This is a genomic window from Acinetobacter sp. T63 (genome assembly GCF_053852345.1).
In genome coordinates this window covers 1,021,676-1,037,433 of the sequence record NZ_CM132659.1, presented here as the reverse complement: position 1 = coordinate 1,037,433, position 15,758 = coordinate 1,021,676, and the positions used below count along the sequence as shown (strand labels likewise).

Below are 15,758 nucleotides of genomic sequence, written 5' to 3'. Positions count from 1 at the left end.
TTTTTCCCACCTTTAATGCCCTGGTGCTGCTGGGATAATTTGAAGTTTTTAAAATAGTGGCTTTCTGCTGCCAGTGGCTTCATGTATTCAACAAGTGATTTCAGATAGTTATGATTGTTTTTCATGGCCGACCTCACTTAAAAAAGCATCAATGAGCTGTTTCAGGCTTTCACCATGTAACGCCACAACGCCAGTGGCTTGAGGGTTTTGCATGAGCTGCTCGATACCTTCATCAATGGCCTGAACTCCACCGCCTATGGTGATTAAGTCGATAAAACTGCAAGCCTCATTGTTTACGATTAAATCTGCCTCAATGTCTGCCTCGGTGTTAGTGCGATATGAAGCCAATACAATATCTTTCATGCTGCCACCTCTTTCATAAGCTCATAACGTGCATGACTGCCAATACCTGACTTATTGCGCTCACGATGGGTCACAATGTCATAGCCTGCATTTCGTAAACGCTGAATGATTGCGCTCAGTCGGTAGCAGTTAAAAAGGTCGATAGCTTCAGCCTGGGAAATAGTTTTGCCTTGCTTGAGGTGTGCTAGGACTTGTTTTAATTGGGTGTTGTTCATGCCGACTGCTCCTCAATCCACTTCTGAACGTCCGAAGCTCTCCAGACAGTGACATTGCCACCCATGCGGATCGGCTGCGGAAATTTACCTTCACGCGTCCAAGTCCATAGAGTTTTTTCTGAGATTGGCAAAATACCTTGTCGTGCTGGCTTGGCATTTAGTTTTCGGGTTTTTCCAGCATTTACGCCAGTTTTATATACGTGGATTTTTTCGGGAGTTGCTGGAGCTGAAGCGATTTGTTTAGCTCGATAGAATTGTTCACGTGTTTGCATACTGCACCTTCTATTACGTTATGCGTCATTGCATAGGTGCAGTGTCGTTTTTCTAAGATTTTTGCATCAGGGTAGAAAATCAGCCTCTTTAAGTTGAATAACTACCTGTTTTTATTTTTACTTATAATTTTTCTAATCTTATCAATATCTTTTGGTACTGTTGGTATTTGATTTAACCGCAAAAAATCACTAATAAAACTATATTTATCTTCGGCCTTAACCTTGCCAGTCTTACACTTTTCAAAAAGAAAATTTATTGTGCAGACAAGATTAGCCTCAATATGATTTGTATTTCTTCCCTTTAAATTAGAATATTTTTTGATTTCTTCTTTTGAGTAAATAATTGAGCATTGATATTTAATTAATGAGGATTTTAATTCTTCATCAAGTAAGCTACTTAGCCCCATCTTGTACCAGGCTTCAAGCATATAAGCATTTTGATTTAATGATGTTAGATTAATTTCATCAACTAAATTTTTAATTAATCTCTCCATTTTCTCAAGGTGGATAACATCCTCCTGCGCTGAATTTCTTGTTTCTCTGACCTGAATATCTAGTTTCGCTCTACCCAGAATCAAGCCAGCATCATCCAAAAAAGATTGCCTATCAATATTCAGGCCATCAAATAAATATAAGCTCTGCTCAGATATAGAGGTATTCAAAAAACCGCCATCACATTGTTTTTCTCTTTTTCTAGCCATCACCCCACCCCATTAATTTTATTCGCCAGCTCTGTAGCAGTTGGGTTGTAATACTTCATCAGCGTTTTTAAATCTTTATGTCCTGTGACTTTTGCCAAGTCTTGAACTGGTAGCTTTTGGGATAGCCTTGTGGTGGCCTCATGCCTGGTATCGTGGAAATTTAAATCTTCAATTTTTAGTTTTTCAGTAACGACCTGCCAAAAGTAGCTCGATAAAGTATTTGCACTTGTGAGAGTGCAGACTGTTTCTTCGTGGATTCCCTTCATCAACTCCAGCAATTCTTTTGCTTTCATGGAGAGTGGAACCTTCCGCGAAGTACCGTTTTTTGTATCAGGCAAAAGCACATAATCATCCGTGATATTCGCCCATTTCATACTAACGATTTCGCTGGCTCTCATTGCTGTTTCGATAGCAAACAAGAATGCCCAGGCGGTCTGCTGTTTTTTATTCACTGGCTGGAATGTTGGGTGATAACTGAATGCTTTTAGAATCTGATCTATTTCGTCTTGAGATATGCGCCTGTCCCTATGGTCTGATTCGCTTGGCTTTGAAATATCAGTCAATGGTGAACCTGTGATGATACGAAGCTCTTGTCGTGCATACTTAAACACACCACCCAGCAAGCCTAAATCTCTCTTAACTGTTGCAGCCTTGACCATCTTTAGGCGTTCATTTCTAAACTCAATCATATCGAGCTGATCCACTTGGCTAACTGGCTTCTGCATAAGTTTAGGAAACAACCGGATAAATAAGTTGAGAGAAGCAACTTCTTGTATGTGGCCTTTATGAGTGGGAGCTACAACGTCCCTATAAGATTCAATCAACTCTATAAAGCTCATACCTTCAAGCTGCTTTTGCTTTTCTTCTTTCTTTTTCTGACCTGGACTTATACCACTGGCCAGCATGATTTTTATTTCATCACGCTTTAATCGTGCTTCTTTAATAGAGATAAGCGGATACTCGCCTATTGTGATAGTCCCTTTTTTTCCATCAAGCGTATAAAGCACCTTCCAGACTTTCTTCCCAGTTGGAGAGGTGAATATATATAGCATGTCACCATCACTGACTTTAAACAGCTTTTCTTTTGGTTTTATAGCTTCAATCTGTTGTTTAGTAAGCATTGCACACCTGTGGAGGTTAGAACCACATAAAAAAAGAGGTTAGACTGATTTAACCTCCAGTTTAACCTCTATGTGTACGGTGTTTCAATGAAATTACTTGTTATTGCTTAACAGTACAAAGTGAGATAAAAATATTGATTTTCAATCACTTTCATAGCGTTTTACACACTGCAAGTAAGTGCATGTTTTTGCTAATAAATAGCCATATGATTGCGATGGATCATTTCCAGCGAACGTGCTTCACCTAATACCTGATGCACTTTGTCCGAGGCCAGACCTTTAATAATGTCTGCTGAACGCGAGCTAAAGTTCACCCGCCCGACAGCCACCCGATGGCCTTGACGATCGACACATTCCACCACATCACCACGCTCGAAATGCCCTTCCACGGCGCGTACACCCACCGGTAACAGGCTACGATGATTTTCCTTGATGGCTTTTACCGCACCTTCATCCAATACCAGACGGCCTGCGGTTTGCAGATGCGCCGCTAGCCATTGCTGATGTGCGGTGATACGATCATTGTCGGTAATAAACAGCGTACCGAGCATTTCGCCATCCATCAGACGGGCCAGTACATTATCACTTTCACCGCTGGCAATTAAGGTTGGACAACCCGATTTGGCTGCTAAACGCGCTGCACGGACTTTGGTCAGCATACCGCCACGGCCAAACTTGCCACCACCACCGGCCATATCGAACAGGCTTTCATCTAAAGCACGTACGGTATGGAACAGTTTGGCATCCGGATTAGAGCGCGGATCAGAATCAAACATGCCTTGCTGATCGGTCAGGATAATCAACAGATCCGCATGTACCTGTCCGGCCACCATAGCTGCCAGGGTATCGTTATCACCAAAACGGATTTCGTCAGTGGAAACCGTGTCATTTTCATTAATCACCGGAATCACGCGCCAGTCAATCAGGTGCTGCAAGGCATCACATGAATTGAGATAACGGCGACGATCTGCCAGGTCATCATGAGTTAATAACACTTGCGCAGTTTTAATGTCGTGTTTTTCCAGCACGCTGGACCAGGTTTGTACCAGGCCCATTTGACCAATGGCCGCACAAGCCTGAAGACTGGGTAGATCAGTGGGTCGATTCTCTAGTTTCATTCGAACCATGCCTTCAGCCACAGCACCGGAGGACACCAGAATAATCTCGTGTCCTGCATTATGCAGATCTGCAATCTGATTCGCCCAATGCGAAATTGCATCCAGATCTAAGCCTTTCCCGTTTGCTGTGAGTAAAGATGATCCGATTTTAACAACGATTCGTTTACAACCCTGGAGCTGACGTTGCCCATCTACCACTTCTATCATCTTGTCCTCAGTTACTCTTCATCAAGAGCTTAACGTACGTAATATACTTCCATTTCGCCATCATCTTCATCGTCATCATCGAAGTCATCGCCCTGACCCGCCAGACGTTGCTGACGACGCATTTCACGATAAGCTTCTTTAGCGGCGATGGTTTGCTCGCGTGTTTCAGCTTCAAGCTGGTCACGGAAGGCTTTCATTTCTGCTGCATAGTCTGGATCTTCAACTTCGCGTTCGCGTTGCTGTTCAATCTGATCCATCAGGTAGTACACCACTTCTTTGGTACCTTCAGACATTAGGCCCGAGGTCTGGAATACCGGACCATCCCATTGCAGTTCTTCCAGAATATGTTTACACCATTCTTCGCGTGAATCTTCCGGTAATTGGTCGAGCTTGTTCAGCACCAAGACTACTGGCAATTTGGCCAGCGTTGGCGAGAATTTTTCCAGCTCGTTCAAAATGGCACGGGCATTGTGTGCCGGATCTGAACCATCAATTGGCTGTACATCGACAATGTGAAGCAGAATACGGGTACGCGCCAGGTGTTTCAGGAAGCGAATCCCTAAACCGGCCCCTTCTGCCGCACCTTCAATCAGACCTGGAATATCGGCCATCACAAAAGAACGATGACGATCGGCATCGACCACACCCAGGTTTGGCACCATGGTGGTAAACGGATAGTCTGCAACTTTTGGTTTTGCTGCCGATACTGCACGAATAAAGGTTGATTTACCGGCGTTTGGCATACCCAGTAAGCCAACATCTGCCAGCACTTTCAGCTCTAAACGGATTTCGCGGAATTCACCTTTCACACCTGTGGTAAATTTACGCGGGGTACGGTTAGTCGATGATTTGAAGTGAGTATTCCCCAAACCACCATCACCGCCCTGGGCAACCAGTACTTTCTGACCGTCTTCGACCAAGTCAGCAATAATGTCACCAGAATCTGTATCTACAATCGTGGTGCCTACCGGTACTTTCAGCACCACAGATTCACCACCACGGCCAGCACAGTTTGCGCCTGCACCATTTTTACCGCGCTCAGCACGGAATTTACGGGTATAACGATAATCTACGAGTGTACTGGTGTCGTCATCGGCCTGAATATAAATGCTACCGCCACGACCACCATCACCACCATCTGGACCACCAAATGGTACGAATTTTTCACGGCGAAAACTGGCTACGCCATTGCCACCGTCGCCAGCCTCTACGGTAATGACTGCTTCATCAACAAAGCGCATCTTGCCAATCCTCTAAAAACTTTAAAACCGCCTATTCTGCCATATTTTAAAGGATTTCTCGAATAATTTATGCAGCAAATCTATTGTGCTCACAATTCTTTTTACAATTTGTGTGTCGCCATCTAAAAAGCGCAATCTAGCTAAAACCGGACAGCGCTTATTTTTTTCCAAGCATGATATTCAGCAATCAAATGATTGTTTTTTCTTATTTCTATTTTCAGTCCACAACACCTATAGTGTGCTACTCGCTGACTTGAGAAATTGTTATGTCCTCCCCAACCGCCACGCCAGTGCTGTCCCCTCAATTTGTATTACTGATGGCGCTGGCCTGTGGCCTCTGTGCCGGTTCTGCCTATTTTAACCAGCCACTCATTTATTCAATTGAAAAAAGTCTGGGCATTAGCACCAGTCAAGCCGGCTTTGCTGTAGTAGTCGCGCAAATTGGTTATGGTTTAGGACTTATGCTATTGGTGCCACTGGGTGATTTACTCAATAAACGCAAGCTAATTGTTAGTCTGATGGTCTTCGCGGCAATTTCACAAATCCTGCTGTCTTTGAGCAGCAGCCTGTCTGGACTGTATTTCTTTACCTTATGTGCCACTTTTGGTGCGATTTCTGCGCAGGTGTTAATTCCGTTTGCCTCGACCATTAGTCCGCCGGAATCGAGTGCCGCGATTGTGGGTAAACTGATGAGTGGTCTGGTAATGGGGATTATTCTGTCGCGCACCTTTGCCGGTTTTGTATCGACTTACTGGTCATGGGAAGGTGTGTATTTATCTAGCGGAATACTGACCTTGGGCTTTGCCCTGCTGATGTGGCACAAACTGCCGAATACCGAGCCACAATCCGGTTTAACGGTGATGGGAATTTACCGTTCCTTATTTAAACTGGCGCAGCATCATCCGCATTTAATTCGCCGTGCCTGTGCCGGTGCCTTGGGCTTTGGCATTTTGTCGATGGTCTTTACCTCAATGACCTTTGTCTTGGGCAGCGCGCCTTATCATTTTAGTGATTTTGAAATTGGCCTGTTTGGCTTACTTGGCGTGATCGGGATTTATTCGGCCAGCTGGTCGGGGAAAACCGTGGGACAAGGCAAGGAAAATCTGGTTGCAACGCTCTGTATTTCCCTGATGCTGTTGTCCTGTATTCCGCTGTTTTTTGCCCAGCAGAATATTGTGGTCTACGCGATTGGGGTACTGATGAGCTATTTTGGCCTGACCGCATTTCACGTATTAAACCAGAACCTGGTCTATCGGATTGATATTAAAGCGCGTTCAAGAATTAATGCGGTATATATGACCATTTACTTTTCAGGGGCAGCCATTGGTTCACTCGGTGCGGTGTATGCCTGGGAACATTTTGAATGGATTGGCTGTGTGGCACTTGGACTAATCTTTGCGCTTGGCATTTTAGTGATTGACCGTTTTGATTTTAAAAAGATGAAACAGGCTTAAAATATTTTGATTCATCACTGCTCATGACTCATTCATAAGATAAATCCTGCAAGTTCCTTCTCCCTTTGGGAGAAGGCTAGGATGAGGGGCTGTTATGCTGAATGAGAAGTTTAAACTAGCTTATAAAAATATTTCTTTTTATTATTGTTGATCAATTGCATAGCGCATTAACTTCTGACCTAACGCGATAAAAGTATGACCCATTTCTTTTCCAAGCCTAGATACTCGATAATCAATAAACTCGATATTTTTCGACGTTAACCTCCGCGAATAGCTTGAATATAATCCTATTCTTTTATGATTAAATTATTTAATCCTATCCTTTAAGCTTTGATCTCCAGTCGTGTCTTCCAGAAATTGAAAATGAGCCCAATATATTTGCGCTTAAGTTATAAAATTCGGCTATGAAATAAAAGTCAAAATAATGGCATAGACCGCCAAAAGCGTCGCGACCAGATGTTCAGAGGGTTTCATTCTTGCTTCCCCACAAGCAACTTAATCTATTTTGAAATGCGCGCTTTATTCTCTAAAATCTCCGGCAAACTACGCTCTACCCATCCAATCAAGTAATTCAACTTTTCAGACGCTTGCGAACCCAAAATCGTCAGCTGATATTCCACCTTAGGCGGCACAACGGGATAAACCGTTCTTAATATAAAACCATCTTGTTCCAGCATTTTTAAAGTCTGCGCTAACATTTTCTCGCTCACCCCTTCAATGCGCTGTTTTAACTCGCTAAAACGATGTACACCATCACTTAAACAGCGCAGAACCAATACCGACCATTTATTGGTTAAGTGTTCCAAAATTTCACGTGATGGACAATCTGTGGATAAAACCTGACCAAGTAATTTACTGGTTTCATAAGCTGACATAAAAATCTTTCCTGTGAGTAATAGACTTACTTTTTGGTACGTACTTACATTTAGTAAGTTATCAGATTAGTATTTAACCATCAAGATTATTTTTCAAACAATGTTGGAGTGAGATATGAATATTGCGATTACAGGTGCAACCGGTCAGTTGGGGCAATTGGTGATCCACCATCTTTTCAATTTAAGTTCAGAACATCACCTTATTGCATTAGTCCGTAATATTGAAAAAGCCCAGGCACAATTACCGAAAGGCATCGAAATCCGCCATTTCGACTACGACAAGCCTGAAAGTTTAAGTACCGCATTATTGGGCGTAGATAAGTTACTTTTAATTTCAGCCAATGAAATTGGTCGTCGTACTGCACAACACCAAGCTGTAATTGAAGCCGCCCAGGCGAGTCAAGTTCCTTATATTGCCTATACCAGTTTGTTAAATGCAGATCACTCCAGTTTAGGCTTGGCACAGGAACATCGTGAAACTGAAAAATTGATTCAAGAAAGTGGATTGAGCTATACCCTGCTTCGCAACAACTGGTATATCGAGAACTATTTGGGTGGCTTAACCCAAGAGATCCAACATGGCACAATATATGGTGCAAGTGGGGATGGTCAAATTAGTGCCGCGTCTCGTGACGAATATGCTGAAGCAATTGCACGTGTATTACTCACGGATACCCATCTGAATAAAACCTATGAGTTGGCATCAAGCCAAAGCTTTACTAAGGCTGATCTTGCTCAAGCCATCTCCGAGGTGAGTCAACAACCAGTGCAGTACAATAACTTAAGCCCTGAAGCCTTTGAGCAACTGTTGCTACAGGTGGGCTTAGACAAGGGTTTTGCCAGTTTCTTGGCGGATGTCGATGCTCAAACCCAAGATGGCGTCATGTATAGCCAAAGCCAGGATTTGCAAACATTACTGGGACGTCCAACGGCAAATATCACAAGCATTTTACAAAAACTGATCTAAAGTCAGCTTCAGTTTATGGATGGATCTGGCTCAGTTTCAGATCCATTTTCATATCCAGATTGGCTTGTGTGCGTCGTTCAACATTACGCATCGTGGCATTAAAACCGGAAACTTTCTGCAAGCTCATTGGATCATTCAGATTTAATTGCGGCGCAAATTGATGCAGCAAGCGGACCTTTAACAGCTCATGAAATTCCAGACCGACCGGGCCATTAAATAAAATCTTGACCGGCAGCCGATAGGTGCGCTGCAAATGAAACGGCACACTCATTTTAATTGGAATATCCAGCTGTAACGGCAGTTTGGACAATAACGGATTCTGATAGATTAAATCGGTGCTGGTCTGTAGCGGCATCAGCTGATCAATTTGAATATGGGTTTTATAGTCCACTTTTACATCAATCGGTGTGGTGACTACAAATTGCAGATTGGCCGGATATTTACCTTCCAAAGGCAATTGCACCTGCTGATCCAGCTGAATTTCAGTATCTAAATGGCCTTGGGTATGGGCCTGTAAATAATTGCCGACCTCAATATGAGTAGGTAAATCTTCCGGTAACAACAACCGCGCTTTTTGGGCATTGACATACATCGAGGCCTGAATATTTAAATACAGCCAGAACAGAAGTGCGACCAGCGCAGCTACAATCAAACCCAACACAAGCTGATGGCGAAGTGAAGAAAACATCTTGCACGCTCCTCTACTCGACCATTTGTACAGTAGTCTGTGGCTGCGCCGTTTCGGCCGTCGCCAGACGGATACTTTTTAAAGGAATATTCAGCTCACCCTGCTCAATCTTAATTGGTAAGGTATTTTTTACATCCACCGAGGCCTTCAGCGCGGTTTGAATTGGCACATTTAAATGACCTTGTACCGGAATCTGGGTATTCAGTGTGGTTTTTAAAGGAATATTCAGGTTTTCTTTTAATACCGTTTTTACCGGCGCATTAAATTTCAAATGGACTTTTTGTGCCAGCGGCACATCCATATGAATAGGCACATCCAGCACAATGGGAATGGTGCCTTTGAGCGGTAAACTGATGTCTTTACCCATTAACCTGACTTTGACCTGGGTATCAACCGCCAAGGGCTGGTTAATTTTTAAGGTTTCCCGCACCGGAATGGTGGTACGAATTGGCACATGCGTATCAAAATACACCCGTGGATTTAAGGTCTGGGTCAACGGAATATCCAGATTTTCCTGAATGGGAATAACCGCATTGACCCGGCCACTGACATCGACATCCAGTGCATCATGAATTTTAACTTCGGCTTGGAGTGCTTCCTGCAAATCAATATTGACCTGCTGGTTTTCGAGCGGAATATAAATCTGAAAATGCCGAAAAATCCATAAGGCAATTGCTACACCTACCATGGCTGCCAGCACCATCAAGATTATGCCGCGGAGCATCAATCTGTTTGGCAACGGTTTATCCTATCTGTCATTTTTGTTTTTCTCGACAGAAATTGTGCCCAAAAACCGTGATACGGTTTGCATTTTTTTGTATAGCGTCTTTGCTTATTATTTTAATGAAAGATAAAAAAGAGCCTCAAATGAGGCTCTTTCTGGTCTGCATTACAAATTAAGCATTTGTTTCAGCAGGAACTTTTGGATAGCTTACGCCGCCCATCTGTTCAGCGATACGCAGTACCTGGCAGCTATAGCCCACTTCGTTGTCGTACCATACATAAGCCGTTAAACGGTTACCTGAAGTGATGGTTGCTTGCGCGTCAAATACACCTGCAGTACGTGAACCGATGAAGTCAGAAGATACCACTTCAGTCGAGTTGGTATAACCGATCTGACCTTGCAGGTTCGAGCTGATTGAGATTTGACGGATGTATTCGTTCACTTCGTCACGCTCAACTTCTTTCTCAAGCGTCAGGTTCAGAATTGCCAGTGATACGTTTGGTGTTGGAACACGTACAGAGTTACCGGTTAACTTGCCTTTCAGCGCTGGAAGTGCTTTCGCCACTGCTTTCGCTGCACCAGTTTCAGTAATTACCATGTTCAATGTAGCAGCACGGCCACGACGGTCAGCTTTGTGGTAGTTGTCGATCAGGTTCTGGTCGTTAGTGAACGAGTGAACTGTTTCAACGTGACCGTTAAGCACCTTGTATTTGTCGTCTAACACTTTCAAGGTTGGCGTGATTGCGTTTGTAGTACAGCTTGCTGCAGAGATGATGGCATCTTCATCCAGAATGTCGCCCTGGTTTACACCATAAACAACGTTCTTCATGTCACCTTTACCAGGTGCAGTCAGAATGACACGTGCTGCGCCTGGGCATTGCAGGTGCTGAGCCAGACCGTCAGCATCACGCCATTTACCGGTGTTGTCGATTACCAGTGCATTGTTAATACCGTATGCAGTGTAATCTACTTCAGACGGGTTAGATGCATAGATCACTTTAATGAACTGACCGTTCGCAATAATTGCTTCGTTTTCTTCATCAACAGAAATGGTGCCAGAGAATGGACCATGGATCGAGTCACGACGTAATAAAGACGCACGTTTTTCCAAATCACCATCTGCAGATTTACGCACTACGATGGCTTTTAAGTTCAAGCCACGGCCAAGACCAGACTGACCAATCATTAAACGTGCCAGGATACGACCGATACGACCGAAACCGTAAAGTACAACATCACGGCCTTCTACAGAAGTTGGACGACCTTCAACCGCTTTGACTGCAGCTGCTACAAATGCAGCTGCATCGCCGCCTTGCTCTTTAAAGGCAACCGCAAGTTTACCCAGGTCGATTTCAGCAGTACCAATGTTTTCAACTTTTGCTAATGCTTCAAGAATCGGGAAAGTGTGTACAACTGAAAGCTCAACGTCCATCATACGCGTGAAACGGTGTGCTTTTAAAATCTGAATCACTGAACGGTTAACTAAAGAACGTCCAAATACTGAAACAACAATATTTTTCTCACGGTACAGCTTACCGATCAAAGCGATCATTTGTTCCGCGATTTCTTCACGGTTTTTCCAGCGACCTTGGTGCTCTGCGTGTAGGGCGATGATAGTCTCTTTGCTCACAGATACGTCCTCTAATTAATTGTATATCTAGGCATAAAATTCAAAACCCGACAATTGTAATGGAATTGGCGGCAAGATTGAATCAAAAGCTGTCTAAGACCGCTCTATTTTGCTATATATTCAGTATAAATTTGCAAAATAGTTGTAATTATTTTTATGATTTCGCACCTAAATCTTTAAAAAACGCTATTTTTCATATAAAAAAGAGCAAGTTATCTGTTTGTTGCTTTATCAGACAAATTTTACCGACTGATAACAATATTTTTTTGCTATTCCAGCCGGTCCTGATAGTTCTCGATATTTTTTTGCAAGGCCCGCTCCTGCCGTTTCTGTTTCAGTACATGCAGTACACCTTCAATCACCAGCAGCAATACCGCCAGCCAGATTGGAATGTAGGTCAGCCATTCATCGGCTTCAACACGCTCGCCCAGCATCATTGAGGCGAAAGCCAGCAACACCGGTTCCAGATAGCTAAGCAAACCAAAAATCACAAAAGGCAAATAACGGCTGGCCAGAATATAACTGCCCAAACCTAAGGCACTTAAAAAGCCCAGTCCCAGCACAGCCCAGATCAGATGCGAGTAATTCAACAGCAATGCCATGCTGTCGCTATAAACAAAGCCCAGATAAAACGCGACTGGTAAAATCAGGAACAGATCCCACCAGAAACCGCCTAAATTGTCGGTTTTAAACTGACGGCGTAAAAAGAAATACAAAGGATAAGCCAGCGCCACATACACAGTTTCCCAGGCCACACTGCCAATGCGCCAGATTTCATGTCCGACGCCCAGTACGGCTAGCGCCACCGCCAGCATTTGCCAGCTGGACAGTTTTTCCTTATACAGCACACAGCCAACCAGCACCATCACCAGTGGCAACAGGAAATAACCGAGCGACACTTCCAGACCACGGCCGTTAATTGGCCCCCATAAAAACAGCCACAGTTGCGTGGTACATAAGAACGAACTGATCAGCAGCCACAGCAATAAAAGCGGCTGTTGTAGCACCCGCCTGAAAATCTCGGCCACATGCTTTAAATCACCACTCCACCACATAAACAGGGTGATAAAAGGCAAGGTGGACAGCATGCGCCAGGCAAAAGTTTCTTCACTGTCTAAAGGTTGCAGAAACTGGGTATAGAAATACAGCACACCAAAAGTGATGGATGCCAATACAGACAAAGCAACGCCTTTATACATCTTTCACTCCTGATCTTTGCCGAACGCTGATTATACTCAGTTCATCTCCGGAAAATTCTGTTCGTGCATGAATTATTGACCGAAAAATAAAAAACCATGCCGGAGCATGGTGTATTTTTAGTAGGAGATTGCTTTAACGGGCTGTCTGTTTGGTGTGAATAATATCATCCAGGTTATAGCCTAAAGATTTGGCATATTCGAGATATTCATTGATCACTTCGGGATTGGCCTGCGGGGTACGCGACAACACCCACATATATTTGCGATGTGGCTCACCGACCAGCACGGTCTGATAATCTTCATCCAGTTTTAGCACCCAGTAATCACCGCGACCAATTGGCATCCAGCGGATAAATTCTGGCAGGAAGCTGACTTTCAGTTTGGTATTAAACGGCGCATTTTGTACAAAGGCTTCACCAATAGAGACGGTTTGTTCGCCATTTTTGGTGATACAGCGGTTATCGACCTTGATATTGCCATTTTCATTTAAGGTATAGGTCGCCGTGACATCCCGATCACATTTATTCTGGAAGGACATCGGTTTACGTGCCACCTCATACCAGACCCCTAGGTAACGATCCAATTCCACTTTTTCAACGGTGGGTAGTGGCTCTTTCTGGGCATAAGCCATGGTGGCCAGCCCTAAACCGACCAGCACTGCCCCGCCTACGGCAATTTTTGCCAATTTATAACTCGCTTTAGGGAGATTATTCGTTTTCATCAGGTCACCTTATAGCTTCAATATTGTTCTGGAGTTCTCAGCATACTTGGCTAAATTAACGGTAAATTCAGGTATTTACTGTTGTGTTATGTAAGGAGTTTTTTAACAGTTCCCACACTTTTCTTTACTGCAGCATTTGTGCCTTCAAACGAATAATTTCATCACGCAGACGTGCGGCCTGTTCAAACTGCAATTCTTTTGAGGCTTTGAGCATCTCTTTTTCCAGCTTGGCCACATGCTTGGCAAACAGTTTCGGGTCCGACACGATATGCCGTTCATCCGCGGTTAATGCCAAGGTTTGGGCTGCCATCTGCTCATCAATTACATCTTCTTCCAGCACCTCGCCGGTATCAATTTCTTTAATGACCTGACGCACAGCACTGCGCGGAGTAATACCATGTAGCTGGTTAAATTCAATTTGCTTGGCACGGCGACGTTCAGTTTCATCAATGGCTTTTTGCATGGAATCGGTTATCCGGTCGGCATATAAAATTGCTTTGCCGGCAATATTCCGCGCAGCACGACCAATAGTCTGAATCAGCGAACGTTCGGAACGCAGGAAGCCTTCCTTGTCGGCATCCAGAATCGCCACCAGCGAGACTTCAGGCATGTCCAGACCTTCACGCAGCAGGTTAATCCCCACCAGCACATCATAAATCCCGGTGCGCAGCTCATGAATAATCTTGACCCGCTCGACCGTATCAATATCGGAGTGCAGATAGGCCACTTTAATGCCGTATTCTTTTAAATAGGAACTTAAATCTTCGGCCATGCGCTTGGTTAAGGTCGTGACCAGAACCCGCTCGTTTTTATCTTTACGCAGGTTAATTTCCGACAGGACATCATCGACCTGGGTCAGCACTGGGCGGATTTCAATTTCCGGATCAATCAAACCGGTTGGACGCACCACCTGCTCTACAATCTGCTCGGCTTTTTCCAGTTCATACTGCGCCGGTGTGGCACTGACATAAATGGTGCTTGGAATAATCCGTTCCCATTCTTCAAATTTCATTGGCCGGTTATCCAGCGCGCTTGGTAAACGGAAACCATAATTGACCAGGTTTTCCTTACGCGAACGGTCCCCTTTATACATGGCACCAATTTGCGGCACGGTAACATGCGACTCATCAATAATCAGCAAGGCATCATCCGGCACATAATCAAACAGAGTTGGTGGCGCTTCACCGGCCGGACGACCGGATAAATGACGGGAATAGTTTTCAATGCCGTTGGTATAGCCGAGTTGCTGCATCATTTCCAGATCATAACGGGTACGCTGCTCAATACGCTGTGCTTCCAGCAGCTTGTCATGTGCACGGAAAAAGCCTAAACGCTCTTTCAGTTCTTCACGAATAGTTTCAATGGCGCGCTGCAGATGGTCTTTAGGCGTGACATAGTGGCTTTTCGGGTAGATGGTGACGCGTGGCACTTTGCGGATCATTTTGCCGGTCAGCGGATCAAACCAGCGGATCGAATCAACCTCATCATCAAACAGTTCAATCCGGATGGCATTCTGCTCTGATTCTGCCGGGAAAATATCAATAATTTCACCGCGAATCCGGTAGGTCCCGCGCAAAAATTCCAGTTCATTGCGGCTATATTGCATTTCTACCAGCCGGCGGATGATATCTTCACGTTGAATCCGGTCGCCCTGCACCACATGCAACAACATGCTCATATAGGCATTCGGATCACCCAGACCGTAAATAGCCGATACCGATGCCACAATAATCGAGTCACGACGTTCCAGTAATGCCCGCGTCGCCGACAGTCGCATCTGGTCAATGTGATCATTAATGGCAGCATCTTTTTCAATAAAGGTATCGGAAGATGGCACATAGGCTTCCGGCTGATAGTAGTCATAATAACTGACAAAATATTCAACCGAGTTATGCGGGAAAAAGGCTTTAAATTCGCCGTAGAGCTGGGCCGCCAGAGTCTTGTTATGCGCCATCACAATAGTTGGCCGCTGTAACTGGGCAATCACGTTGGCCATGGTATAGGTCTTACCGGAACCGGTTACCCCCAGCAGCAACTGATCATGCATGCCCTTTTGAATTCCCTGCACCAGCTTTTCAATGGCCTGCGGCTGATCTCCAGCAGGTTGATAATGGGTAACCAATTCAAAAGGTTGATGATCACTCACGGATAGCGTACTCATACAGATCGAAAAAAATAGTCTAACAGATTCAGCCTATTATCTGGCTTCAGATTGTAATTTTTGTACACTTTCTTGTCACCGGCAGCATCGGCAAGGTTCTG

The 15,758-nt window shown here is 44.4% G+C and carries 16 protein-coding genes; 2 read left to right on the top strand and 14 right to left on the bottom strand.

The window, feature by feature from the left end; all coding sequences use genetic code 11:
• Window positions 1-108: 108 nt before the first annotated feature.
• The 7 genes from ACVLR6_RS04980 to cgtA all read right to left on the bottom strand — a co-directional run bounded on the left by ACVLR6_RS04980 (window position 109) and on the right by cgtA (window position 5,238).
• Window positions 109-363: a hypothetical protein gene (locus ACVLR6_RS04980; RefSeq protein WP_455995945.1), complete on the bottom strand. Its 255-nt coding sequence runs from the start codon at window positions 361-363 to the stop codon at window positions 109-111.
• On the bottom strand, window positions 360-578 hold the full coding sequence (locus ACVLR6_RS04975; RefSeq protein ID WP_455995943.1) for a helix-turn-helix domain-containing protein: 219 nt from the start codon (window positions 576-578) through the stop codon (window positions 360-362). Before ACVLR6_RS04975 ends, ACVLR6_RS04980 begins: the two co-directional genes overlap by 4 nt.
• Window positions 575-850: a helix-turn-helix transcriptional regulator gene (locus tag ACVLR6_RS04970; protein WP_163169981.1), complete on the bottom strand. Its 276-nt coding sequence runs from the start codon at window positions 848-850 to the stop codon at window positions 575-577. Before ACVLR6_RS04970 ends, ACVLR6_RS04975 begins: the two co-directional genes overlap by 4 nt.
• 101 nt (window positions 851-951) lie before the next feature.
• Window positions 952-1,551 carry a hypothetical protein gene (locus tag ACVLR6_RS04965; RefSeq protein ID WP_168405097.1) on the bottom strand — a complete coding sequence of 200 codons (600 nt, stop codon included), beginning with the start codon at window positions 1,549-1,551 and terminating at the stop codon, window positions 952-954.
• Window positions 1,551-2,672 (bottom strand): tyrosine-type recombinase/integrase, encoded by a 1,122-nt coding sequence (locus ACVLR6_RS04960; protein WP_455995941.1) that lies wholly within the window; start codon window positions 2,670-2,672, stop codon window positions 1,551-1,553. Before ACVLR6_RS04960 ends, ACVLR6_RS04965 begins: the two co-directional genes overlap by 1 nt.
• A 191-nt stretch (window positions 2,673-2,863) precedes the next feature.
• Window positions 2,864-3,997 carry a glutamate 5-kinase gene (gene proB / locus ACVLR6_RS04955; protein WP_005176735.1) on the bottom strand — a complete coding sequence of 378 codons (1,134 nt, stop codon included), beginning with the start codon at window positions 3,995-3,997 and terminating at the stop codon, window positions 2,864-2,866.
• 29 nt (window positions 3,998-4,026) lie between these two features.
• Entirely contained in the window at window positions 4,027-5,238 is a 1,212-nt protein-coding gene (gene cgtA, locus ACVLR6_RS04950; RefSeq protein WP_005176732.1) for an Obg family GTPase CgtA, read from the bottom strand.
• 266 nt (window positions 5,239-5,504) lie between these two features.
• Here cgtA and ACVLR6_RS04945 point away from each other — a divergent pair, with 266 nt between their 5' ends.
• On the top strand, window positions 5,505-6,692 hold the full coding sequence (locus ACVLR6_RS04945; protein ID WP_160243403.1) for an MFS transporter: 1,188 nt from the start codon (window positions 5,505-5,507) through the stop codon (window positions 6,690-6,692).
• Between the two features lie 500 nt (window positions 6,693-7,192).
• Here ACVLR6_RS04945 and ACVLR6_RS04940 read toward each other — a convergent pair whose 3' ends face one another.
• The gene (locus tag ACVLR6_RS04940; protein WP_163142376.1) at window positions 7,193-7,567 is read right to left on the bottom strand and encodes a winged helix-turn-helix transcriptional regulator; all 375 of its coding nucleotides are present in this window, start codon (window positions 7,565-7,567) and stop codon (window positions 7,193-7,195) included.
• Window positions 7,568-7,682: 115 nt separating this feature from the next.
• On the opposite strand from ACVLR6_RS04940, the gene ACVLR6_RS04935 reads away from it, so the two are divergent.
• Window positions 7,683-8,534: an SDR family oxidoreductase gene (locus ACVLR6_RS04935; RefSeq protein WP_163142379.1), complete on the top strand. Its 852-nt coding sequence runs from the start codon at window positions 7,683-7,685 to the stop codon at window positions 8,532-8,534.
• A gap of 13 nt (window positions 8,535-8,547) precedes the next feature.
• Here ACVLR6_RS04935 and ACVLR6_RS04930 read toward each other — a convergent pair whose 3' ends face one another.
• From ACVLR6_RS04930 to uvrB, 6 genes are all read right to left on the bottom strand, one after another.
• The gene (locus ACVLR6_RS04930; protein ID WP_455995939.1) at window positions 8,548-9,222 is read right to left on the bottom strand and encodes a hypothetical protein; all 675 of its coding nucleotides are present in this window, start codon (window positions 9,220-9,222) and stop codon (window positions 8,548-8,550) included.
• Between the two features lie 13 nt (window positions 9,223-9,235).
• Window positions 9,236-9,946 (bottom strand): MFS transporter, encoded by a 711-nt coding sequence (locus ACVLR6_RS04925; RefSeq protein ID WP_455996157.1) that lies wholly within the window; start codon window positions 9,944-9,946, stop codon window positions 9,236-9,238.
• A 172-nt stretch (window positions 9,947-10,118) separates the two neighbouring features.
• The gene (locus ACVLR6_RS04920; protein ID WP_005176709.1) at window positions 10,119-11,576 is read right to left on the bottom strand and encodes a glyceraldehyde-3-phosphate dehydrogenase; all 1,458 of its coding nucleotides are present in this window, start codon (window positions 11,574-11,576) and stop codon (window positions 10,119-10,121) included.
• 269 nt (window positions 11,577-11,845) lie between these two features.
• Window positions 11,846-12,775, bottom strand: a complete 930-nt coding sequence (gene rarD / locus ACVLR6_RS04915; RefSeq protein ID WP_160243406.1) for an EamA family transporter RarD — start codon at window positions 12,773-12,775, stop codon at window positions 11,846-11,848.
• Between the two features lie 133 nt (window positions 12,776-12,908).
• Window positions 12,909-13,496 (bottom strand): lipocalin family protein, encoded by a 588-nt coding sequence (locus tag ACVLR6_RS04910; protein WP_005176705.1) that lies wholly within the window; start codon window positions 13,494-13,496, stop codon window positions 12,909-12,911.
• Between the two features lie 124 nt (window positions 13,497-13,620).
• Entirely contained in the window at window positions 13,621-15,642 is a 2,022-nt protein-coding gene (gene uvrB, locus ACVLR6_RS04905) for an excinuclease ABC subunit UvrB (protein ID WP_035362953.1), read from the bottom strand.
• Between the last annotated feature and the right edge of the window lie 116 nt (window positions 15,643-15,758).